Here is a 23,353-nt window from a genome sequence, read left to right as displayed (position 1 = left end):
GCCCGGTTACATTCCGAACCCGGAAGCTAAGCCTTACAGCGCCGATGGTACTGCAGGGGGGACCCTGTGGGAGAGTAGGACGCCGCCGAACAATTATTCCGAAAAGCCCCTTCCCAACCGGGAAGGGGCTTTTTGCGTTACCCTCTGCCAATGCAGAACCTGACCCTGACCTGGCAGTCCGCCGGGGCCGCCGCCATCGGCCTCCACGCGGGCGCGTACGCCGCGGCGAAGGGCCGGAAGCCGGCGCTGTCCGCGCTGCTGCGGGAGGCCGGGACGCTGCTGGCGCTGTTCGCGCTCTGGCAGCTGGTCGGGCACCTCTCGGTGATGAGTACGGACCACGCGCTGGACCGCGCGAGCTGGATCCACCACACCGAGCAGGTGGTCGGGCTGCCGGACGAGGCGTCCTGGCAGCGGGCGGTCACGCCGTACCCGGTGCTGGTGAGGCTGGCGAACTACTACTACGCGGCCATGCACTTCGCCGTGATGCTGGGCGTGCTGCTCTGGGTGTTCGTGCGGCACCGCGAGCGCTACGCGTGGGTGCGCAACACGGTGGTGATCACGACCGCGGTCTGCCTGCTGGTGCAGTTCATCCCGGTGGCGCCGCCGCGGATGCTGCCGGAGAGCGGTTTCGTCGACGTGGCCGCCCAGTACGGGCAGTCGGTCTACGGCGGCGCGGTCGGCGGTGTGGTGGTGGCCGATCAGCTGTCGGCGATGCCCTCGGTGCACGTCGCCTGGTGCGTGCTGGCGGCGGTCGCGGTGATCCGGGTGTCGCGCAGTTCACTGCGATGGGTGATGGTGCTGCATCCGGTGCTGACGGTGGCCGTGGTGGTGGTGACGGCGAACCACTTCTGGTTGGACGGCATCGTGGCGGTGGTGATCCTGCTCCTCGCCTACGCCGTGCTGGCGTTGGCGGCACGCCGACGGGGCCGGGCCTCCGTCGGGACGGAGGCCAGGCCCCGCGGCACCGCCGAGGAGCAGTTGGAGCAGGTGGGCTGACCGAGGTCGTTCCCGGCCGGTTACTTGACCGGCAGGGCGATCTTTCCCCAGGAGCCGTTGCTCAGTGCGGAGGTGGCCCAGTACCAGGCGGCCAGCCCGGAGACGGCCGCGATCCAGCCGGCGGCCTTGGCCAGGCCGCCGTAGCCGCCGAAGGTGGCGATGGCGGAGAGCAGCAGGGAGACCGTCAGCAGGCCGTAGACGGCGCGGCCGAGCAGGCCCGAACCCCAGCTCGCGGCGGTGAGGGTGAGGGCGAGCAGGGCCCACAGCAGCAGGAAGAGTCCGGCGGCGTTCTTGCCCGCCCCTGCGGCAGTTGACCAGGTCGCCCAGAAGGCGCCGAGGGTGGTGAAGGCGGTTCCGGTGAAGCCCTCGCCGCCGCGGAGTTGCCAGAGGCCCGCGATGAAGAGGGTGACGCCGCCGAGGATATGGGCGAGGTGGGCCGCGTTCCCGGCTCCGGCGCCGTGCAGGATGCCGGTGGAGAGCAGGCCGTAGGCGAGCAGTGTGAGACCGAGCGCGAGGTAGCCGAGGTTACCCGCGTCGGCTCCGGTGGAGCGGGCGTTCGTTGCCCCGGAAGCGTCGTTGCTCACCGGAGGCTCCTTTCACTCTGGGCGCGCGCAGGGCGCAGTGACGCTGTGGTGTCGTCTCGATGAGTGGATGCGCGCGACCGCGCCGAAGGCGCACGGTTGTGAGTGTGCGCGGGCTGCGGTCGGAAGTGAGGGGCCATCGGAAGTGGTGGGCCAGCGGAGAGCCGCTGGTCGTGCCCCCGCCGGAGGGAATCTCCGGTGAGATCGGTCTACCCGACCCAGTTTCGCTTGTACCCTTGTGAATATAACAATTTGTGACTGCGTCAGCATGGCCCAGCACGGCGTCAGCACGGCCCAGCACGGCGCCAGCAAGGCACCGACGCCGCGCCGACACTCGCCAGCATGCGCCGGCCCGCCGGACGCTCAGGTCTTGCGCTGGGTGGGCACCCGGAGGGTCAGGATCGCCATGTCGTCGGACGGCGGCTCCGGGGCGAAGCGTTCGACCGCACGCTGCACCCTCGCCGCGACCGCCCCGGCGGTCAGGCCGGTACAGCCGGTGAGCACCTCGGCGAGGCCGTCGTCGCCCAGCATCCGCCGGCCCTCGCGGCGTTCGGTGACCCCGTCGGTGACACAGAGCAGGACCTCGCCGGGGGCGAGCACCAGGTGCTCGGCGGTGAGGTCGAGGTCCTCCATGACGCCGAGCAGCGGCTGCGGGGTGGCGGCCCGGTCGACCTGGCCGTCGGTGCGCAGCCGCAGCGGCAGCGGGTGGCCGGCGCAGACCAGGGAGAGCTCGGTGCTGCCGTCCGGGCGGGGCGTCAGCTCGCCGTAGAGCAGGGTGAGGAAGCGGCTGCGCGAACCCTCGTCCAGGATGGCCGCGTTGAGCCGGCGCAGCACCTGCGGGGCGTCCAGGCCCTCGCGGGCGAGGAGCCGCAGCGAGTGCCGGGCCAGGCCGGTGACCGAGGCGGCCTCGGGGCCGGTGCCGCAGACGTCGCCGATGGCGAAGCCGTAGGTGCCCTCGCGGATGGTGAACAGGTCGTAGAAGTCGCCGCCGACCTCGTTGCCCTCGCCGGCCGCCTGGTAGTAGACGTCCACCTCGACGCCGGGGATCTCCGGCAGGTCCGGCGGGAGCAGGCTGCGCTGGAGGGCCTGGCTGGTGGCGGTGCGCTCGGAGTAGAGGCGGGAGTTGTCCAGGGCGAGGGCGGCCCGGCGGGAGAGGTCCTCGGCGAGTTCGAGGATCTCCTGGCGGAATCCGACGCCGGCCGGGACCCCGAGCACCAGCAGGCCGATGACGCGGTTGCGGGCGGTCAGTGCGAGGACGACGGTCTCGCCGAGCAGGCCGGCGAGCTCCGGGCTGTCGGCGAGGCCGCCCGCCTCGGCGGACTCTGCGAGGGCCGTCCAGAACCGGACGCCGTGGGCGGGGCCGGCCTCCGGTACGGGCGTCTTGTCGAGCAGGTCGCGCAGCGGGTCGATGCGGTCCTCGTCCTCGTGCAGGACGAAGGCGAGCCTGGCCGGTGAGGAGCGGTCGGCGGTGGTGTAGACGGCACACCAGGAGGCGAGGGTGGGGACGGCCATCTGGGCCATCAGCGCGAGGGTCTGCTCGTGTTCGAGGGTGCCGGCCAGCAGGTCGGAGGCCTCGACCAGGAAGGAGAGCGAGCCTCGGCGCAGCTGTTCGAGCTCGGTCAGCCGGGTGCTCTCGACGGCGAGGGCGACCCGGTCGGCGGCGAACTGCAGGCGCAGCGCGTCCTCGTTGTCGTAGCGGCCGGGCACGGCGGCGGCGATGCCCAGCGAACCGATCAGCCGGCCCTCGACCTTGAGCGGGACGGTGATCAGGGAGCGCATGCCGCTGTCGGAGAGCAGTGGCAGGCCGGTGGGCCGGGCGGAGAGGTCCTCGTGGACGGAGGGCAGCCGGGCGGAGTCGTAGCGGTTGCCGGTGCCGACCGGGAAGCGGGTGTGCCTGCGGTGTCCGGAGGTGAGGCCGGTGGCGGCGCGGACCTCGAACTCGGCCTCGTCGTCGGTGGTGAGCAGCAGGTACGCGGCGTCGCCGTCGAGCAGGTCGCGGGCGCGTTCGACGGTGCGCTGGAGCAGGGTGTCGAGGTCGTCGGTGGCGACCGGGCCGGCCAGCAGGTCGAGCCGGGGGCCGGCCGGGTCGGGGCGCTCGCCGGGCAGGGCCCGGGCGGGGGAGCGCAGCACCGCGCGGTCGGGTTCGAGGACCAGCAGGCAGAGGGTGGAGGGGACACCCTCGGTGTCGCGCAGCCGGACCTGGACGCCGTACACCTCGACCTCCTGGCCGTCCTGGCGGCGGATGCCGTAGCCGCCCTCCCAGCGGGCCATCCGCAGGGTGTCGGTCAGGCCGAGGCCGCGGGCGGGGGACTTGGGCCAGACCGCGAGGTCGGCCCAGGGGCGGCCGAGGACGGCCCCGGCGGGGTACTGGAAGAGCGCCTCGGCGTCCGGGTTCCAGGCCAGCACCCGGCCGTCCTCGTCGAGCTGGACGACGGCGACGCGCACCGGGCCGGGGCCGCTGGGCAGATCGCTGCCGGGGGTCGCGGGAACGGCGTAGCGGGTCCCGGACACGTGTACGGGCAGCGCGAGGCGGAACCAGACGGTCTTGCGTCCGGCCGCGTACTCGACGCCCCACCGCTCCGAGAGGGCGGAGCACATCAGCAGGCCGCGACCGCCCTCGCCGTCCGGGTCGGCGTAGCGGTCGGAGCCGGTGACCGGACCGTCGCCGAGCGAGGGCAGGCCGCGCTCGGGGTGGTGATCGGTGACCTCGATCCGGACGCTCTCCTCCTCGCGCAGGCAGCAGACCTCCGCGGCGGTGCCGGCGTGCACGACGGCGTTGGTGACGAGCTCGCTGACCAGCACGACCGCGTCGTCGACGACCTCGGGCAGGCCCCAGCCGAGCAGCGCGTCCCGGATGAACCCCCGTGCGGCGGCCGCGGACCGGCCGTCGGGATCGAAGGTGGCGGCTGCGCGCGCGGTGACCACGTTGCCACTTCTCCTCTGCTGCTCTTGCCCTGGCTGTCCGGGGTGCGGCGCCGAATCCCCGTGCGCGCCGTCGGGGTGAGCGGCGGCGCTGGGTCGGGTCGTGGCCCGGTGCAGCGCTCCACCCTACTTTCCGCTTGGTTCCCCGTGGGGACGGGGAGTCGAAACAGGCACCTGAGGGTGATTCTGCCCACCTGTTTCGGACGGTGCGGTACGAACCGAGCGCAACCGGCCGTGCACCCGGTGCCGGTGCTGCCAGACTGGGGGGTCCGCGACGGTCGGTGCGAGCAGTACGGTCGTGTGGGTGCCGGCGCGTCGCGGACCGTCGGCACGCAGCCCAGCCGGGCCGGTGCCCGGGTGCGTGCCGCACCGGCACGGTCGGTCACCGGACAGTTCACGATGTGGGAGGGGCCCGTTGAGTTCGGCCACCAAGGACGCAACCGGAACGACGCCGCCCACTGCGCGCGGTGGACGCCCCGGGGCCGTGCCGCGGAACGCGGCCGGCCGACGGGCGCCGGGCCACAATCGTGGCGCGGAGCCCGCCGAGCTGCGCAAGCTGCTGTCGGCGCTGACCGCGATGAGGGACGGCAACTTCCGCCGCCGGCTGACCGTCCCGGGGGACGGGCCGCTGGCCGAGATCGCCGCGGTGTTCAACGAGGTCGCCGAGCGCAACCAGCACCTGACCGGTGAACTGGCGAGGGTCCGGCGCGCGGTGGGCCGCGAGGGCCGGCTGAACGAGCGGCTGGAGACCGGCGCGGGCGAGGGCGCCTGGATGGCGGCGGTCGACAACTGCAACGCGCTGATCGACGACCTGGCCCGCCCGATGGCCGAGGTGGGCCGGGTGCTCACCTCGATCGCCGAGGGCGACCTGGACCAGAAGATGGAGCTGCGCTCGCTGCACAGCAACGGGGTGAGCCACCCGCTGCGCGGCGAGTACCTGAAGATCGGGCGGACCGTCAACGGGCTGGTGGACCAGCTCTCCGAGTTCACCGACGAGGTGACCCGGGTGGCCCGCGAGGTCGGTACCGAGGGCAAGCTCGGCGGCCAGGCCAAGGTCCGCAGCGTGTCCGGCAGTTGGAAGGACCTGGCGGACTCGGTCAACACCATGGCGGGCCGGCTGACCGCCCAGGTGCGCAACATCGCCCAGGTGACCACGGCGGTGGCCAAGGGCGATCTGTCCCGCAAGGTCACCGTCGAGGTGGCCGGCGAGATGCTGGAGCTGAAGAACACCGTCAACACGATGGTCGACCAGCTGAACGGGTTCGCCGCCCAGGTCACCACGGTGGCCCGGGACGTGGGGACGGAGGGCCGGCTCGGCGGGCAGGCCCAGGTGCCGGGCGTGGCCGGGGTCTGGCGGGACCTGACCGACTCGGTGAACTTCATGGCGAACAACCTGACCGGCCAGGTGCGCAACATCGCCCAGGTGACGACCGCGGTGGCCAAGGGCGACCTGTCGCAGAAGATCGAGGTGGACGCGCGCGGCGAGATGCTGGAGCTGAAGAACACCATCAACACGATGGTCGACCAGCTCTCCGGCTTCGCCGAGCAGGTGACCCGGGTGGCCCGTCAGGTGGGCACCGAGGGACGGCTCGGCGGTCAGGCGCAGGTGCCCTGGGCGGCCGGGGTCTGGCGGGACCTGACCGACAACGTCAACTTCATGGCGAACAACCTCACCGATCAGGTGCGCAACATCGCCCAGGTGACGACCGCGGTCGCCAAGGGCGACCTGTCGCAGAAGATCCAGGTGGACGCGCGCGGGGAGATCCTTGAGCTGAAGAACACCATCAACACGATGGTGGACCAGCTGGGCGCCTTCGCGGACGAGGTGACCCGGGTCGCCCGGGACGTGGGCACCGAGGGCATCCTCGGCGGCCAGGCCAGCGTGCCCGGCGTGGCCGGGATCTGGAAGGACCTGACCAACTCCGTCAACCTGATGGCCAACAACCTGACCAGCCAGGTCCGGAACATCGCCGAGGTGACCACGGCGGTGGCGCGCGGCGACGTCTCCAAGAAGATCACCGTCGACGCCCGGGGCGAGATCCTGGAGCTGGTGACGACCGTCAACACGATGGTGGACCAGCTGTCGGCGTTCGCCGACGAGGTGACCCGGGTGGCCCGCGAGGTGGGCACCGAGGGCATCCTGGGCGGCCAGGCCCGGGTGCGAGGGGTGTCGGGCATCTGGAAGGACCTGACCGACAACGTCAACTTCATGGCGTCGAACCTGACCGGGCAGGTGCGCAACATCGCCGAGGTCGCCGGTGCGGTGGCCCGCGGCGACCTCTCCAAGAAGATCGCCATCGACGCCCAGGGCGAGGTGGCGGCGCTCGCCGCGACCCTCAACACCATGGTCGACCAGCTGTCCTCCTTCGCGGTGGAGGTCACCCGGGTGGCCCGCGAGGTCGGCACCGACGGCACCCTGGGCGGCCAGGCCAGCGTGCCGGGCGTGGCCGGCATCTGGAAGGACCTGACCGACAACGTCAACCAGATGGCCAACAACCTCACCGGCCAGGTGCGGAACATCGCGCTGGTGATCACCGCGGTGGCCCGCGGCGACCTCTCGCAGAAGATCGACGTCGACGCGCGCGGCGAGATCCTCCAGCTCAAGACCAACATCAACACCATGGTCGACCAGCTGTCGGCCTTCGCCGACGAGGTGACCCGGGTGGCCCGCGAGGTGGGCACCGACGGGCGGCTCGGCGGCCAGGCCCGGGTGCCCGGCGTGGACGGCACCTGGCAGGACCTCACCGAGTCGGTGAACGAGCTGGCCAACAACCTGACCCGGCAGGTGCGCGCGATCGCCCAGGTCGCCACCGCGGTCACCAGGGGCGACCTGAGCCTGCGGATCGACGTGGACGCCGCGGGCGAGCTCGACGAGCTCAAGGACAACATCAACCAGATGATCGCCAACCTGCGCGAGACCACCCGCACCAACCAGGAGCAGGACTGGCTCAAGACCAACCTGGCCCGGATCTCCGGTCTGCTCCAGGGCCGCCGGGACCTGGAGGCGGTCGCCTCGCTGATCATGACCGAGCTGACCCCGGTGGTCTCCGCCCAGCACGGAGCCTTCTTCCTCGCCCAGCCGGCCGGCCGCACCGCCGAGCTGATCACCGAGGACGACGACGAGAACGACACCGTGCTGCGCCTGATCGGCAGCTACGGCTACCAGCGGCGGGCGATGCCGACCACCTTCCGCCCCGGCGAGTCGCTGATCGGCCAGGCCGCGGTGGAGAAGCGGGCGATCATCCTCAAGGAGGCGCCGCCCGGGTACCTGAAGATCGCCTCCGGACTCGGCGAGGCCTCCCCGGCCCACATCGTGGTGCTGCCGGTGCTGTTCGAGGGCCGGCTGCTGGGCGTGATCGAACTGGCCACCTTCAGCTCCTTCACCACCGTCGCGCTGGACTTCCTGAACCAGATCGCGGACCTCATCGGCGTCACGGTCAACACCATCAGCGTCAACACCAAGACCGAGGGCCTGCTGCTGGAGTCCCAGCGCCTCACCGCCGAACTCTCGATGCGGTCAGCCGAGTTGGAGGCCCGCCAGGAGGAACTGGAGCGCACCAACGAGGAATTGCAGGAGAAGGCCGAGCAACTCGCCCAGCAGAACCGCGACATCGAGATCAAGAACGGCGAGATCGAAGAGGCCCGGCAGGTCCTGGAGGAGCGCGCCGAGCAGCTCGCCCTGGCCTCCCGGTACAAGAGCGAGTTCCTCGCCAACATGTCGCACGAGCTGCGCACCCCGCTCAACTCGCTGCTGATCCTGGCCAAGCTGCTCTCCGACAACAACGAGGGCAACCTCTCGCCGAAGCAGGTCGAGTTCGCCGACACCATCCACGGCGCCGGCTCCGACCTGCTCCAGCTGATCAACGACATCCTCGACCTGTCCAAGGTCGAGGCCGGCAAGATGGACGTCCGCCCGGCCCGGATCGCGCTGGTCCAGCTGGTCGACTACGTCGAGGCCACCTTCCAGCCGGTCGCGCTGGACAAGAACCTGGACTTCGCCGTCCGGGTCTCGCCCGCCCTGCCGGTCACCCTGCACACCGACGAGCAGCGGCTCCAGCAGGTGCTGCGCAACCTGATCTCCAACGCGGTGAAGTTCACCGACGCCGGAGCCGTCGACTTCTCGATCCGCCCGGCCGGCCGGGAGGTCCCGCAGGACGTGCGCGAGCGGCTGCTGGAGTCCGGCTCGATCCAGGGCCCGGACGACGAGCTGATCGCCTTCGCGGTCTCCGACACCGGCATCGGCATCCCCGGGAACAAGCTGCGCGAGATCTTCGAGGCGTTCAAGCAGGCCGACGGCACCACCAGCCGCAAGTACGGCGGCACCGGCCTCGGCCTGTCCATCAGCCGCGAGATCGCCCGGCTGCTCGGCGGCGAGATCCACGCCGAGAGCGAGCTGGGCAAGGGCTCGACCTTCACGCTCTACCTGCCGCTGCGCACCGAGGCCCCGGAGGCCGTCGGCGACCCCCGCTCGACCGTGCCGGCCGGCCTGGCGCCGCGCGCCTCGGTCGGGGTGACCCCGGTGGGCCTGCCGGTGCCGGTCGGCGAGAACCCGGCCGACCACTGGGCCCAGGAGGTCCGCGAGCTGGCCGAGGAGCGCCGCCGCGGCGCGGTGGAGCGCCGGCGCAGCGCCGCCCTGGAGAGCGCCGCCGGACCGCGGCCGGCGGAGCCCCTCCAGCCCCGCCCGGTCAACGGCGGCCGGCGCTTCGACGGCCAGCAGGTGCTGATCGTGGACGACGACGTCCGCAACGTGTTCGCCCTCACCAGCGTGCTGGAGCAGCACGGCCTGACCGTCCTGTACGCCGAGAACGGCCGCGAGGGCATCGAGATGCTGGAGCAGCACGAGAACGTGGCGCTGGTCCTGATGGACATCATGATGCCGGAGATGGACGGCTACGCGACCACCGAGGCGATCCGCCGGATGCCCCAGTTCGCGGGCCTGCCGATCATCGCGCTGACCGCCAAGGCGATGAAGGGCGACCGGGAGAAGTCGCTGCAGGCGGGTGCCACCGACCACATCACCAAGCCGGTGGAGACCGACCACCTGCTGTCGGTCATGCGCGAGTGGCTGAACGCGGACCGCGCGTGAACGCGGACCGCGCGTGGTCGCGGGGGGAGGCGTGAAGCCCCGACCGGGCCCCGGGGTTCACGTCGGCCGGTCGGCCGGTTTGCTGGCGGTCGGGCCCGGGAACCGGGTAGGGTCACCGATCGTTGCGAACAGTGACCGGATGGCGACACGCTGCTGAGCGTGCGCCGGAGCACTGGCTGCGCGCCGCCCCGGATCGGGTCACGACGGGGCGATGTGCCGGGCGAGGGGGTGCGGCTAGCATGACCGGGGTAGCGGTGGGCAGTACGCGGGTGCCTGCACCGGGCGGCAGGCAGGCGACAGGAGGGCGAGCCCTGATGCAGAAGGCCAAGATCCTCCTGGTCGACGACCGACCGGAGAACCTGCTGGCGCTGGAGGCGATCCTCTCGGCCCTGGACCAGACACTGGTCCGTGCGGCCTCGGGTGAGGAGGCGCTGAAGGCGCTGCTCACCGACGACTTCGCGGTGATCCTGCTGGACGTCCAGATGCCGGGGATGGACGGCTTCGAGACCGCCGCCCACATCAAGCGCCGCGAGCGCACCCGGGACATCCCGATCATCTTCCTGACCGCGATCAACCACGGCCCGCACCACACCTTCCGCGGCTACGCGGCCGGCGCGGTGGACTACATCTCCAAGCCCTTCGACCCGTGGGTGCTGCGCGCCAAGGTCTCCGTCTTCGTCGACCTGTACGCGAAGAACTGCCAGCTGAAGGAGCAGGCCGCGCTGCTGCGCCTGCAGCTGGAGGAGGGCGGCGACGAGCGGGCCCTCGGCGGGGCGCTGCTGGGTGAGCTGTCCGCGCGGCTGGCGGCGGTCGAGGAGCAGGCGGAGGCGCTCGGCAAGCAGCTGGACGGGGGCGAGGACGCCGGGGTGGCCGCCACCGCGGCACACCTGGAGCGCAAGCTCGCCGGGCTGCGCCGGGCCCTGGACGCGATGCGCCCGGGCAGTTCCTGATCCCCTGCCGGGGTTCACCCGTCCGGGTGGTCCGGTGTGGCGACCGGGTGAATCCCGGTCAGGGTGACGGTGTGTCTGCGACACGTCCCGGCGCCCGGGCTCGGGCACATGTGCAGTGGTCGCCGGCCCCGGTAGGCTGCTGACCCATGGCCACTCGCACGCCCGGGAACGCAGCACGTAAGTCGAGTCCGGGAGCGTCCGGGAAGGCCGCGGCGAAGGCCCCGGGCAAGCCGCCCGCGAAGAAGGCGGCGGCCGGGAAGGCGGCTCCCGCGAAGAAGGCGGCGGCCAAGCCGGCCGCACCCGCGCCGAAGCCGTCCAGATCGGTGCTGATGGGCGCGCTCAACGCCCTGGCCAGCCCGATCGCGGCGATCTTCCGGGGCTTCGGCGACGGCGCCAAGAACCTGCATCCGGACCACCGCAAGGACGGCGTGGGCCTGCTGCTGTTCGCGCTCGCGCTGGTGACCGCGGCCGGCACCTGGTTCAGCCCGCAGGGCTGGCTGGGGGAGGGGGCCACCGCCGTGGTGTCCGGGCTGTTCGGCCGGCTCGACGTGCTGGTGCCGTTCCTGCTGGCCGCGATGGCGATCAGGCTCTGGCGCCACCCGGAGCTGCCGGAGGCCAACGGGCGGATCATGATCGGGCTGAGCGCGCTGCTGGTCGGCGTCCTCGGCCTGGTCCACATCGGCTGCGGCGCGCCCATGATGGGCAGCGGCGCCTCCCGGATAAGGGCGGCCGGCGGAATCATCGGCTGGGCCGCGTCCACCCCGATGATGGCCGCCGCCGGGCCGGCGCTCGCCGTGCCGCTGCTCCTGCTGCTGGCCTTCTTCGGCCTGCTGGTGGTCACCGCCACCCCGATCAACCGGATCGGCGAGCGGGTGCGGGGGATCGGCATACGGCTGGGTGTGGTCGAGCCCGGGCCGGAGGACGAGCGGTGGGGGCGCGCGCCGGAGCGCGAGCTGTCCACCGACCCGCCGGAGGACGCCGACCCCGACGCGCTGCCGTTCACCGTGGACACCGGCGGTGACGACCCCTCGGACGAGGTGGCCGCCCGCCGGCGCCGCCGCCGGCGCAAGCCCGCCGAGGAGCCGGAGGACGCCGAGCGGATCTCCCTGGACAAGGAGCCGCTGGACCCGTACGCCACCCGCGACCTCGCCGCCGGCGCGGCCGCGGACCTGGACGGCGCCCTGGTCTACGGCGTGCCCGCCTCCTCCGCGGTGGCGGACATGATGCACCAGGTGCAGGACCGCACCGCCCCGCCGGAGGAGGCCGCCGTCCCCGCCGCCCGCAGCGGCGGCCCGGGCGCGCCCGAGGAGCACGGCGCGGCGCCGGTGCGGATGGAGCAGCTGCAGTTCGGCGAGGGCGTCACCTACGCCCTGCCCTCGCTCGACCTGCTGGAGCGCGGCGGCCCGGCCAAGGCCCGCAGCGCCCTCAACGACGAGGTGGTCGCCCAGCTCACCGGCACCTTCGCCGAGTTCAAGGTGGACGCCAAGGTCACCGGCTTCACCCGGGGGCCGACGGTCACCCGCTACGAGGTCGAGCTCGGGCCGGCCGTCAAGGTGGAGCGGATCACGGCGCTCGCCAAGAACATCGCGTACGCGGTGGCCAGCCCGGACGTGCGGATCATCAGCCCGATCCCCGGAAAGTCCGCGGTCGGGATCGAGATCCCCAACCGGGACCGCGAGATGGTCAACCTCGGCGACCTGCTGCGCTCGCGCACGGCCGCCGAGGACACCCACCCGATGGTCGTCGGCATGGGCAAGGACGTCGAGGGCCACACCGTGATGGCCAACCTCGCCAAGATGCCGCACATCCTGGTGGCCGGCGCGACCGGTGCGGGCAAGTCCTCCTGCATCAACTGCCTGATCACCTCGATCCTCGCCCGGGCCACCCCGGACGAGGTGCGGATGGTGCTGGTCGACCCCAAGCGGGTCGAGCTGACCGCGTACGAGGGCATCCCGCACCTGATCACGCCGATCATCACCAACCCCAAGAAGGCCGCCGAGGCCCTCCAGTGGGTGGTGCGCGAGATGGACATGCGCTACGACGACCTCGCGGCGTTCGGCTTCCGGCACGTGGACGACTTCAACGCGGCGGTGCGGGCCGGCAAGGTCACCCCGCCGCTCGGCAGCGAGCGCGAGCTGACGCCGTACCCGTACCTGCTGGTGATCGTCGACGAGCTGGCCGACCTGATGATGGTCGCGCCGCGCGACGTCGAGGACTCGGTGGTCCGGATCACCCAGCTGGCCCGCGCGGCCGGCATCCACCTGGTGCTCGCCACCCAGCGGCCCTCGGTGGACGTGGTCACCGGCCTGATCAAGGCCAACGTGCCGTCCCGGCTGGCCTTCGCGACCTCCGCGATGGCCGACTCCCGGGTCATCCTGGACCAGCCCGGCGCGGAGAAGCTGATCGGCAAGGGCGACGCGCTCTTCCTGCCGATGGGCGCCAGCAAGCCGATCCGCATGCAGGGCGCGTTCGTCACCGAGGCGGAGATCGCCAGGGTGGTGCAGCACTGCAAGGACCAGCTGACCGCCGTCTACCGGGACGACGTGACGGTCGGGGGCGGGCCGAAGAAGGAGATCGACGAGGAGATCGGCGACGACCTGGACCTGCTGATCCAGGCGGCCGAGCTGGTGGTCTCCACCCAGTTCGGCTCGACCTCGATGCTCCAGCGCAAGCTCCGGGTCGGCTTCGCGAAGGCGGGCCGGCTGATGGACCTGATGGAGTCGCGCGGGATCGTCGGTCCGAGCGAGGGCTCCAAGGCCCGCGACGTGCTGGTGAAGCCGGACGAGCTGGACGGGGTGCTGATCACCCTTCGGGGCTGACGGGCGGGCCCGGTCGGGGCCCGGCCCGTGTCCTGGGCGAGGTGTCACTCGTTCGGAGGAGGGTAGGCGCCGCGTGGGGAACCGAACGTGCGTACACCGCGTCACACCGCGGAAAGCGGACCCCGGGTTCCCCGCGCGGCCGCGCTGACGGCCCGTCGGCTCGGTGCCGGACCCCGGTCGGACCGGGAGTGCGCATTCGGCCCGTTCCGCTTGAGAAACGATCCGCCCACGCCCCTAGACTGTTCCCCAGCAGGTGGCCATCCGCTCGAAAGGCGTGCCCCGTGACCATCGGCAAGTCCTCCGACCGCGAGAACACCATGCCGTCCCTCGAACCGGCCGACGACGTGGTGCAGGCGGCCGATGCCCCGAGCATCGGTCGGGTGCTGTCCACCGCCCGGATCGACGCGGGGCTCACGGTGGACCAGGTGAGTACCGCCACCCGGGTCCGGGTGCCGATCGTCCATGCCATCGAGGCGGACGACTTCGCCCGCTGCGGCGGCGACTTCTACGCCCGCGGGCACATCCGCCTGATCGCCCGGGTGGTCGGCCTGGACGGCGAGGCCCTGGTTGCCCGGTACGACGCCGCGCACGGCGGCCCGCCCGCCGCCAGGCGCCCGGCGACCCAGCTGATCGACAGCGGCCCGATCAAGGTGCCCCGCCGCGGCCGGCCGAACTGGGCGGCCGCCATGGTCGCCGCGATCGTCGCCGTGGTCGCGCTGATCGGCTTCAACCTGGTCAGCGGCACGGGCGGGCGCGGCAGCACCGGCTCGGCCAGCGCGCCGCTGCCCAGCGGCTCGGGGACCGGCTCGGTGGCCCCCGCCGCCACGCCCGCCGTCCAGCCGCCGGCTCCCGTGCCCAGCGCCGCCGCGATCGCCGCCGTCCCGGCCGACAAGGTCACCGTGAAGCTGGTCGCCGAGGGCACCAGCTGGGTCTCGGCGATGGACGGCAGCGGCAAGTCGCTGTTCCAGAACAACATCAGCAACGGCCAGGACCAGACCTTCACCGACCCCCGGCAGATCAAGCTGGTGCTCGGCAACGGCGGGGCCGTGCACGCGTACGTCAACGGGAAGGACCTCGGCCTCCTCGGCAAGGACGGCCAGGTGGTGCACGTCACGTACACCCCCGGAGACCCGCAGGCTGGCTGACCACAGGGGCCGGACGGCCCGCTGATGATCAGCTGATCCGAGGCGCGCGGACTCCGGGGCCAACGGCACCGGAGCCCGCGCGTTAATCTTGGGCCTATGCCTGAACGCCGTACTGTCGCCCTTGTCACGCTCGGATGCGCCCGCAACGAGGTGGACTCCGAGGAACTCGCCGGGCGACTGGAAGCCGACGGCTGGTTGCTCGTCGACGACGCCGCCGAAGCGGACGTCGCCGTGGTCAACACCTGCGGCTTCGTCGAGGCCGCCAAGAAGGACTCCGTGGACGCCCTGCTGGAGGCCAACGACCTCAAGGGACACGGCCGCACCCAGGCCGTCGTCGCGGTCGGCTGCATGGCCGAGCGGTACGGCAAGGAGCTCGCCGACGCGCTGCCCGAGGCCGACGGCGTGCTCGGCTTCGACGACTACACCAACATCTCCGACCGCCTGCAGACGATCCTCTCCGGCGGCCACCACGCCCCGCACCTGCCGCGCGACCGCCGCAAGCTGCTGCCGGTCAGCCCGGCCGAGCGGCAGTCCGCCGCCGAGGCCGTCGCGCTGCCCGGCCACGGCGCCGAGGCCCCCGCCGAGCCGATCACCGACCTGCCCGACGGCCTCGCCCCCGCCTCCGGCCCGCGCACCCTGCGCAAGCGGCTGGACGACAACCCGGTGGCCTCGGTCAAGCTCGCCTCCGGCTGCGACCGCCGCTGCTCCTTCTGCGCCATCCCGGCCTTCCGCGGCTCCTTCATCTCCCGGCGCCCCTCCGACGTGCTGAACGAGGCCCAGTGGCTGGCCGGGCAGGGCGTGCGCGAGATCGTCCTGGTGAGCGAGAACAACACCTCGTACGGCAAGGATCTCGGCGACATCCGGCTGCTGGAGACGCTGCTCGGCGAGATCGCCGCGATCGAGGGCGTCGAGCGGGTCCGGGTCTCCTACCTCCAGCCGGCCGAGATGCGCCCGGGCCTGATCGACTCGATGACCGGGACCGCCGACGTGGTGCCCTACTTCGACCTGTCCTTCCAGCACTCGGCACCCGCCGTGCTGCGCCGGATGCGCCGCTTCGGCTCCACCGACCAGTTCCTGGAACTGCTGGGGACCATCCGCGGCAAGGCCCCGCAGGCCGGCGCCCGGTCCAACTTCATCGTCGGCTTCCCCGGTGAGACCGAGGAGGACTTCGCCGAGCTGGAGCGCTTCGTCACCCATGCCGGGCTGGACGCGATCGGCGTCTTCGGCTACTCGGACGAGGACGGCACCGAGGCCGCGACCTACGACGGCAAGCTCGCCGAGGACGTGATCGCCGACCGTCTGGACCGGCTGAGCCGGCTGGCCGAGGAGATGACCGCCCAGCGGGCCGAGCAGCGGATCGGCACCGAGGTCGAGGTGCTGATCGAGTCGGTCGAGGACGGCGTGGTCGAGGGCCGCTCCGCGCACCAGGCCCCGGAGACCGACGGCCTGACCACCCTCACCGGCGTCGAGGCGCCCGGGATCGGCCAGTTCTGGCGGGCCAAGGTGGTCGCCAGCGAGGGCGTCGACCTGATCGCCGAGGCGCTGGAGCAGGTGCGACCGCCCAGGACCCCGGGCGCCGAGGTCGCGGGGGCCAAGGTCTCGGGAGTCGGGGAATGACCAAGGGGCCCGTCGCCCCGGCCGCGGCCCACCCGGGCAGACCGGTGGCCGCGGCGGCGTCCGCCCCGGGGGTCTGGAACATCGCCAACGTGCTCACGATGGTCCGGGTGCTGCTGGTGCCGGTCTTCGTGGCCCTGCTGTTCGCCGACGACGGGCACAACCCCAAGTGGCGCGCGGTCGCCTGGGCGGCGTTCGCGATCGCGATGATCACCGACCTGTTCGACGGCGAGCTCGCCCGGCGCAAGGGCCTGGTCACCGACTTCGGCAAGATCGCCGACCCGATCGCCGACAAGGCGATCATGGGCTCGGCGCTGATCGGCCTCTCGGTGCTCGGCGACCTGCCCTGGTGGGTCACCGTGGTGATCCTGGCCCGCGAGCTCGGCATCACGCTGATGCGCTTCTGGGTGATCCGTTACGGCGTCATCCCGGCCAGCCGCGGCGGCAAGCTCAAGACGCTCACCCAGGGCACCGCGGTCGGCATGTACGTGCTGCCGCTGACCGGCTGGCTGGCCACCGGGCGGGCCGTGCTGATGGGCGTGGCGGTACTGCTGACCGTCGGCACCGCGCTGGACTACATCGGACAGGCGCTGCGACTGCGCCGCGAGGGACAGGCCGCGGCCCGGGCCGGCCGCTGAGCGACGGGGGAGACCGGGTGGCGGAGCGGGACGTGGCGGAGCGGGACGTGGCGAAGCGGGACGCGGCGGAGCGGGACTACGAGCTGGCCGAGCGGGCGCACGCCGCGCTGCGGGCCGAGGGCGGCACACTGGCGGTCGCCGAATCGCTGACCGGGGGTCTGCTGGCCGCCGCGCTGGTGGACGTCCCCGGGGCGTCCGCGACCTTCCGGGGCTCGGTCACCGCGTACGCGACCGAACTGAAGGCCTCGGTGCTCGGGGTGGACGAGGGCCTGCTGGACGTGTACGGGCCGGTCCATCCGGTGGTGGCCCGGCAGATGGCCGAGGGCGTGCGCGGATTGCTGGGGGCCACGTACGGGCTCGCGACGACCGGGGTGGCCGGGCCCGACCCGCAGGACGGGCGGCCGGTGGGCACGGTGCACCTGGCGGTCGCCGGCCCGGGGGGAACTCTGGTCAGTTCTCCCCTGCTGTCGGGCGGTCGTGCCACAATCCGTCACGGGGCGGTGACCGCGGCGCTGGAGCTGCTGGTCGGTCGGTTCGCACGGTAGGAGCCCGCCGGGCGGGGATCTCCACCGAACCGGGATCCGGCGATCCGGTGCGCGGGTATGGGACAGCTGGAGGATCGTGTTACATCCAACACCCTGGTTGGGCAGAAACCAGGTGGCGAACGAGTTGCGTGACGGTGGCGGGGCGGGTCGCGACGGGTACCACGAAGGGCCCGCGAACCCCGGTGCGACACCGGAACGAGGAGGGGGACGGCCTTGCAGCCCAGAGTGAACACGACCAGGGTCCCCGCACGCGAAGCGGGCAAGGCGGTACGGTGGGGTCGTGACATCTCGATCCGCAGTCCGAGGAGGGAGGCACCGATGATCCTGCTTCGTCGCCTACTGGGCGATGTACTGCGTCGGCAGCGCCAGCGCCAGGGCCGCACACTCCGCGAGGTGTCGGCGGCCGCCAGGGTTTCGCTCGGATACCTCTCCGAGGTCGAGCGGGGACAGAAGGAGGCGTCCTCGGAGCTGCTCTCCGCCATCTGCGACGCACTCGATGTCCGGATGTCCGAGGTCATGCGCGAGGTCAGCGACGAACTGTCGCTCGCCGAACTTGCGGCGATGGCCACCCTCTCCGAAGGTGATCTGCTGAGGCCGGTACTCGAACCGGTTCCGCTGCCCGCCCCCGGCACCGACCGGGCGACCCTGTCGCCCAAGGCCGCCGCGATGGACGTGGTCGCCGCCTGATCCCGGCCTCGACTCCCGGGCGCCCCTGCCCGGGGCGAGCGAAGGGAGGGCGGTCGTGCGAACAGACGCGCAGACGCGCCCGATGGCCCGAATACGGGCCCGGGCGCGGCTGTCCACCCGGGTACGGCGTCCGGTGCGCCGGCTGTTGGTGCTCTCGGCGGCCGGGCTCGCCTGGTGGCTCCTGGTGGTCCGGGGGCAGTTGACCGACGGTGCGGTGCTGGGGCTGCTCGCGGCCGGCGGCTGGGGACTCGGTCTCATCCCGGTCCACGCCGACTGGAACGCGACCGGACCGGCCCGGCGTCCGCGCGCGGAGCCGGTGGCACCGGTGGAGCCGGTGGAGGTACAGCCGCCGCCGACCGGGTGATTCGACGGGGCCGGAGGCCGCGGGGCCCGACCCCGCGGCCTCCGGCCTTTCGGCGTTCCCCGCCGGCCCCCGCGGCGGGGCCGGAACCGCGCGGTCAGGGGCGCAGGCGCAGGCCGCGCGGGGTGGCGTGGAAGCCGGCCTCCTCCAGGGCGCGGCCGAGATCCGAGCCGAGGGCGGGCTCGCCGTTGGCCCGCTCGACCGTCACGCTGCCGAGCGCGCCCTCCCGGACGGCGGCCGCGAGCGCCCCGGCCGCCAGGGCCAGGGTGGCTCCGTCCTGCGGCCAGGCCAGCAGGGACTTGCCGCCGCGCTCGACGTACAGCGCCGGCTCGCCGTCCACCAGGACCACCAGGGCGCCCGCCTTGCGCCCCGGGCGGTGGGCGGTGGACTCCTTGCCGCCGGGGGCGGTGGGCGGCTCGGGCCAGGGCAGGGCGGCGCCGTACGCGTTGGCCGGGTCCGCTGCCGCCAGCACCAGCGTCTGCGGCGGCTCGCCCACCGGGGCGGCCGGCCACTCGGCGGCCCGGGCCCGCTCCAGCCGGCCGTTCACCGAGCGCAGCCGGTCCGCCGCGCCCTCCATGGCGAACTGGGCGCCGCCCAGGCCCTCGACGAAGTAGCCCCGGCGGGCCCGGCCGCGCTCCTCCATCGCGGCGAGCACCCGGTAGACGCCGGCGAAGCCGCCGGGCACCCGTTCGGCCGCCACCGTGCCCCGGGTGAGCAGGCCGTGCCGGTCCAGCAGGCTCTGCGCCCGGGCGGTGGCCCGGACCGTCGGGTCGGCGGCGAAGGCGGGCAGCAGCGACCACCGGCCGGCCACCGTCGGCGGGCCGCTGCGCAGGGCGCCGCCGACCCGGCCGAAGGCGCGGCCGGCGCCGCCGTAGCGGCCGCGCGGGGTGGACCTCGGCGCGCGGTGGGCGGTGGCGCCGGCCGTCCGGCCGGAGCCGAGCAGGGCGCGCAGCGGGGCGAGGGTGTCGTTGGTGACGTGACCGGCCCAGACCAGGTCCCAGAGCGCCTCGACGATCTCCGCCTCGGCGGTCTCCTCCGGCAACTGCTGGACGAGCTGGCGGAAGAACAGGCCGTAGCCGCCGGCCAGCGCGGACATCAGGGCGCTGTGCACCGGGGTGAGCGCGGGCGGAACGGGCTCGGGGCGCAGCAGGTGGGCGTTCTCGGCGAGGTGCAGGCTGAGCCAGCCGTCCTTGCCGGGCAGCGCGCCGGCCCCGCACCAGCCGACCTCGCCGGCCGCCATCAGCTCGTCCAGCAGACCGGGGGAGTAGTCGGTGAGCCGGGCCGGGAGGATCAGCTTCTCCAGCGCGGAGGCGGGCAGGGCGGTGCCCTGGAGCTGCTCGACCACCCGCAGCAGGCCGTCCGGGCCGCGCAGCCGGTGGCCGGACAGGTGCTGCCACTGCGGCAGGAAGGCGGCCAGGGCGCGCGGCGGGACCGGCTCGACCTCCTGGCGCAGGGCCGCCAGCGAGCGGCGGCGCAACCGGCGCAGCACCTCGGCGTCGCACCACTCGGGGGCGGTGTGGCTCTCGGCGGGCCTGAAGCGGCCCTGGACCAGACGGCCGGCGGCGGTCAGGCGGTGCAGGGTGCCGGCGACCACGGCGCCGCCCAGGCCGTAGCGGGCGGCGGCCTCCGCGGCGGTGAACGGGCCGTGGGTGCGGGCGTGGCGGGCGATCAGATCGCCCAGCGGATCCTTGACCGGTTCGGTGAAGGCCTCCGGGACACCCACCGGCAGCGGCGTGCCCAGCGCGTCGCGCAGCCGTCCGGCGTCCTCGATCGCCGTCCAGCGCTGCTCGCCGGCGATCCGGACCTGGATCACCCGGCGGGCCGCCTCCAGCTCCAGGGCCCAGAGCGGATCGGCGCCGCGGAGCGTCAACTCGGCCTCGGTGAGCGGGCCGAGCAGGCGCAGGGCGTCGGCGACACCCTCGGCGTCCTTGATCCGGCGCTCGGGGGTGAGGCGCTGGAGCTCGGCCTCCAGCTCGGTGAGCACCTGCGGGTCGAGCAGTTCGCTCAGCTCGGCCTGGCCGAGGAGTTCGGACAGCAGCCGGGAGTCGAGCGAGAGGGCGGCGGCACGGCGCTCGGCGAGCGGGGAGTCGCCCTCGTAGAGGAACTGGGCGACGTAGCCGAACAGCAGCGAGCGGGCGAAGGGCGAGGGCTCCGCGGTGGTGACCTCGACCAGGCGGACGGCGCGGGACTCCAGATCGCCCATCAGTTCGACCAGGCCGGGGACGTCGAACACGTCCTGCAGGCACTCCCGGACGGCCTCCAGGACGATCGGGAACGAGCCGTACTCGGAGGCGACTTCGAGCAACTGGGCGGCGCGCTGGCGCTGCTGCCAGAGCGGGGTGCGGCGGCCGGGGCTGCGGCGGGGGAGCAGCAGGGCGCGGCCGGCGCACTCCCGGAAGCGGGAGGCGAACAGGGCGGAGCCGCCGACCTGGTCGGTGACCAGCTGCTCGATCTCGCCGGGGTCGAACAGGGCGGCGTCGGCGCCGACCGGCGCTTCGTCCGCGACCGCCTGCTCCGGGGGGCCGCCGAAGTCGAAGTCGGCGGCCAGCAGGTCGGCGTCGGGCAGGCGCAGCACGATGCCGTCGTCGGCGTGCATGACCTGCGGGTCCAGGCCGTGCTTCTCGCGCAGCCGGGCGCCGAGGGCGAGCGCCCAGGGGGCGTGCACCTGGGCGCCGAAGGGGGAGTGGATGACGATCCGCCAGTCGCCGAGCTCGTCCCGGAAGCGCTCGACCACGATGGTGCGGTCGTCCGGGAGGTGGCCGCAGGCGGCGCGCTGCTCGGCCAGGTAGTCCAGCAGGTTGGCGGCCGCCCAGTCGTCCAGGCCGGCCTGCTGCAGGCGCTCGGTGGCGGCCTCGGGCCGGAGGGCACCCAGTTCGCGGGTGAAGGCGCCGAGGGCGCGGCCGAGTTCGAGCGGACGGCCGAGGGTGTCGCCCTTCCAGAACGGGAGCCGGCCGGGGACGCCGGGAGCCGGGGTGACCAGCACCTTGTCGTGGGTGATCTCCTCGATCCGCCAGGAGGTGGTGCCGAGGGTGAACACGTCGCCGACGCGGGACTCGTAGACCATCTCCTCGTCGAGCTCCCCGACCCGGCCGCCGCCCTTCTTCCCCGTCTTCGAATCGGACGCGGTGGTGCCGACGATGAAGACGCCGAACAGGCCGCGGTCGGGGATGGTGCCGCCGGAGGTGACGGCCAGCCGCTGGGCGCCGGGGCGGCCGGTCACCGTGCCGGCCACCCGGTCCCACACCAGGCGGGGGCGCAGCTCGGCGAAGGCGTCCGAGGGGTAGCGGCCGGCCAGCATGTCGAGCACGGCGTCGAACGCGGACTGCGGGAGGGCGGCGAAGGGGGCGGCGCGGCGGACCACGGCGAGCAGCTCGTCCACCGGCCAGACGTCCAGGGCCGTCATCGCGACCAGCTGCTGGGCGAGCACGTCCAGCGGGTTGCGCGGGATGCGCAGCGACTCGATCCGGCCGGCCCGCATCCGCTCGGTGACCACGGCGGACTGCACGAGGTCCCCCCGGTACTTGGGGAAGAAGACACCGGTGGAGACGGCGCCGACCTGGTGGCCGGCCCGGCCGACCCGCTGCAGGCCGGAGGCGACCGAGGGCGGGGACTCGACCTGGACGACCAGCTCGACGGCGCCCATGTCGATGCCCAGCTCCAGGCTGGAGGTGGCGACCACGGCGGGCAGCCGGCCGGCCTTCAACTCCTCCTCGACGAGCGACCGCTGCTCCTTGGAGACGGAGCCGTGGTGGGCCCGGGCGATCACCGGGGGCGCGCCCTTGGCCGCGCCCGAGCCGCCCATCAGCTCGGCCGGGGCGTGCGCCCCGGGGACGGCGGTGCCGGTGGCGCGCTCGTAGGCGATCTCGTTCAGCCGGTTGCACAGCCGCTCGGCCAGCCGGCGGGAGTTGGCGAAGACGATGGTCGAGCGGTGCGCCTCGACCAGGTCGACGATCCGCTCCTCGACGTGCGGCCAGATCGACGCGCCCCCGGCCTGGCGGCCGGGAGGTGCCCCCAGCCGCTGCGGGTCGGTGCCGGTGGAGCCGCCGGTGGCCGGGGCGGCGGGCAGGTCGTCCAGGTCGGGGACGGGGACGACCACCGAGAGGTCGAAGTCCTTCTCGGAGGCGGGCTGGACCACGGCGGCGCCGCGCCGGGGGCTCAGGAAGCGGGCCACCTCCTCGACCGGGCGGACCGTCGCGGACAGGCCGATCCGGCGGGCCGGGCGGTCCAGCAGCTCGTCCAGCCGCTCCAGGCTGAGCGCGAGGTGCGCGCCGCGCTTGGTGCCGGCGACCGCGTGCACCTCGTCCAGGATCACCGTGTCCACGCCGCGCAGGGCCTCCCGGGAGGCGGAGGTGAGCAGCAGGAACAGCGACTCGGGGGTGGTGATCAGGATGTCCGGCGGGTGGGTCGCGAAGCGGCGGCGGTCGGCGGCCGGGGTGTCGCCGGAGCGGATGGCGACCTGGACCTCCGGTTCGGGCAGGCCGAGCCGGACGGCGGCCTGGCGCAGGCCGGCCAGCGGGGCGCGCAGGTTCCGTTCGACGTCCACCGCGAGCGCCTTGAGCGGCGAGACGTAGAGGACCCGGCAGCGGCGTCTGGGTTCGGCGGGGGGCGGGGTGGTGCTGAGGCGGTCGAGGGCGGAGAGGAAGGCGGCCAGCGTCTTGCCGGAGCCGGTGGGGGCGACCACCAGGACGTCCGTCCCCCGCTGGATGGCCCGCCAGGCCTCGGACTGGGCGGCGGTGGGGGCGGAGAAGGCGCCGGTGAACCAGGCCCGGGTGGCCGGGGCGAAACCGGCCAGGGGGTCGTCGGCGGGCGGGGTCGGGTGCTGGGGCGCCATGCCCCCATGGTGCCGGGTGGGACCGACAAGTGGAGGTGGGCCGGGACGGGGGTCCGGGCGGGCGGTCCGGGCGGGGGCGGGCGGGAGGTGCGGCGGAGGGGTGCGGTGGAGGGGTGCAAGCCGGGGAGCAGAAATAACAATCCGCTCATATGGTGAGGAATCGGATGCTTGATCCAGC

At 73.4% G+C, this 23,353-nt stretch carries 13 protein-coding genes and 1 rRNA gene; 11 read left to right on the top strand and 3 right to left on the bottom strand.

Annotated elements, in window-relative coordinates; translation table 11 throughout:
- Together rrf and ACZ6EM_RS28460 are read left to right on the top strand one after the other, a co-directional pair.
- A 5S ribosomal RNA gene (gene rrf / locus ACZ6EM_RS28465) occupies positions 1 to 91 on the top strand; the annotation flags it as partial.
- Between the two features lie 59 nt (positions 92 to 150).
- A complete protein-coding gene (locus tag ACZ6EM_RS28460) occupies positions 151 to 996 on the top strand; it encodes a phosphatase PAP2 family protein (protein WP_465773549.1) in 846 nt (281 codons plus the stop codon).
- A 20-nt stretch (positions 997 to 1,016) separates the two neighbouring features.
- On the opposite strand, the gene ACZ6EM_RS28455 is transcribed toward ACZ6EM_RS28460, so the two are convergent.
- Together ACZ6EM_RS28455 and ACZ6EM_RS28450 are read right to left on the bottom strand one after the other, a co-directional pair.
- Positions 1,017 to 1,580 carry a GPR1/FUN34/YaaH family transporter gene (locus tag ACZ6EM_RS28455; RefSeq protein ID WP_401047942.1) on the bottom strand — a complete coding sequence of 188 codons (564 nt, stop codon included), beginning with the start codon at positions 1,578 to 1,580 and terminating at the stop codon, positions 1,017 to 1,019.
- A 360-nt stretch (positions 1,581 to 1,940) separates the two neighbouring features.
- A complete protein-coding gene (locus tag ACZ6EM_RS28450; RefSeq protein WP_452180523.1) occupies positions 1,941 to 4,502 on the bottom strand; it encodes a SpoIIE family protein phosphatase in 2,562 nt (853 codons plus the stop codon).
- A 481-nt stretch (positions 4,503 to 4,983) separates the two neighbouring features.
- Between ACZ6EM_RS28450 and ACZ6EM_RS28445 the strand changes: the two genes are divergently transcribed.
- The 9 genes from ACZ6EM_RS28445 (at position 4,984) to ACZ6EM_RS28405 (ending at position 18,347) form a co-directional block, all read left to right on the top strand.
- Entirely contained in the window at positions 4,984 to 9,585 is a 4,602-nt protein-coding gene (locus ACZ6EM_RS28445) for a HAMP domain-containing protein (RefSeq protein ID WP_465773548.1), read from the top strand.
- Between the two features lie 311 nt (positions 9,586 to 9,896).
- Positions 9,897 to 10,535, top strand: coding sequence for a response regulator (locus tag ACZ6EM_RS28440; RefSeq protein ID WP_359913916.1), 639 nt, complete (start codon positions 9,897 to 9,899; stop codon positions 10,533 to 10,535).
- A 146-nt stretch (positions 10,536 to 10,681) separates the two neighbouring features.
- Positions 10,682 to 13,354, top strand: coding sequence for an FtsK/SpoIIIE family DNA translocase (locus ACZ6EM_RS28435; protein WP_452180524.1), 2,673 nt, complete (start codon positions 10,682 to 10,684; stop codon positions 13,352 to 13,354).
- 281 nt (positions 13,355 to 13,635) lie between these two features.
- Positions 13,636 to 14,499, top strand: a complete 864-nt coding sequence (locus ACZ6EM_RS28430) for a helix-turn-helix domain-containing protein (RefSeq protein WP_387694053.1) — start codon at positions 13,636 to 13,638, stop codon at positions 14,497 to 14,499.
- Between the two features lie 96 nt (positions 14,500 to 14,595).
- Complete coding sequence (gene rimO / locus ACZ6EM_RS28425) at positions 14,596 to 16,116, top strand: 30S ribosomal protein S12 methylthiotransferase RimO (RefSeq protein ID WP_401048230.1); 1,521 nt, start codon at positions 14,596 to 14,598, stop codon at positions 16,114 to 16,116.
- Complete coding sequence (pgsA, locus tag ACZ6EM_RS28420; protein WP_465773547.1) at positions 16,113 to 16,751, top strand: CDP-diacylglycerol--glycerol-3-phosphate 3-phosphatidyltransferase; 639 nt, start codon at positions 16,113 to 16,115, stop codon at positions 16,749 to 16,751. Before rimO ends, pgsA begins: the two co-directional genes overlap by 4 nt.
- Positions 16,752 to 16,834: 83 nt before the next feature.
- On the top strand, positions 16,835 to 17,296 hold the full coding sequence (locus ACZ6EM_RS28415) for a CinA family protein (RefSeq protein WP_359913911.1): 462 nt from the start codon (positions 16,835 to 16,837) through the stop codon (positions 17,294 to 17,296).
- Positions 17,297 to 17,614: 318 nt separating this feature from the next.
- The gene (locus ACZ6EM_RS28410; protein ID WP_387694057.1) at positions 17,615 to 17,983 is read left to right on the top strand and encodes a helix-turn-helix domain-containing protein; all 369 of its coding nucleotides are present in this window, start codon (positions 17,615 to 17,617) and stop codon (positions 17,981 to 17,983) included.
- 55 nt (positions 17,984 to 18,038) lie between these two features.
- The gene (locus ACZ6EM_RS28405; protein WP_465773546.1) at positions 18,039 to 18,347 is read left to right on the top strand and encodes a hypothetical protein; all 309 of its coding nucleotides are present in this window, start codon (positions 18,039 to 18,041) and stop codon (positions 18,345 to 18,347) included.
- Between the two features lie 94 nt (positions 18,348 to 18,441).
- Here the strand turns inward: ACZ6EM_RS28405 and ACZ6EM_RS28400 are convergent, their stop codons facing one another.
- Positions 18,442 to 23,175 (bottom strand): ATP-dependent helicase, encoded by a 4,734-nt coding sequence (locus ACZ6EM_RS28400; protein ID WP_465773545.1) that lies wholly within the window; start codon positions 23,173 to 23,175, stop codon positions 18,442 to 18,444.
- Positions 23,176 to 23,353 lie beyond the last annotated feature (178 nt).

The organism is Kitasatospora sp. NPDC041917, from assembly GCF_055589745.1.
The sequence above is the reverse complement of the archived record's forward strand: the minus strand, read 5'-3'. Positions and strand labels throughout refer to the sequence as shown.

Excerpts from the sequence above, each read along its gene's own strand:
- ACZ6EM_RS28460 (WP_465773549.1), top strand. The coding sequence starts at position 151 with ATGCAGAACCTGACCCTGACCTGGCAGTCCGCCGGGGCCGCCGCCATC.
- ACZ6EM_RS28435 (WP_452180524.1), top strand. The coding sequence starts at position 10,682 with ATGGCCACTCGCACGCCCGGGAACGCAGCACGTAAGTCGAGTCCGGGA.
- rimO (WP_401048230.1), top strand. The coding sequence starts at position 14,596 with ATGCCTGAACGCCGTACTGTCGCCCTTGTCACGCTCGGATGCGCCCGC.
- pgsA (WP_465773547.1), top strand. The coding sequence starts at position 16,113 with ATGACCAAGGGGCCCGTCGCCCCGGCCGCGGCCCACCCGGGCAGACCG.
- ACZ6EM_RS28410 (WP_387694057.1), top strand. The coding sequence starts at position 17,615 with ATGATCCTGCTTCGTCGCCTACTGGGCGATGTACTGCGTCGGCAGCGC.
- ACZ6EM_RS28400 (WP_465773545.1), bottom strand. The coding sequence starts at position 23,175 with ATGGCGCCCCAGCACCCGACCCCGCCCGCCGACGACCCCCTGGCCGGT.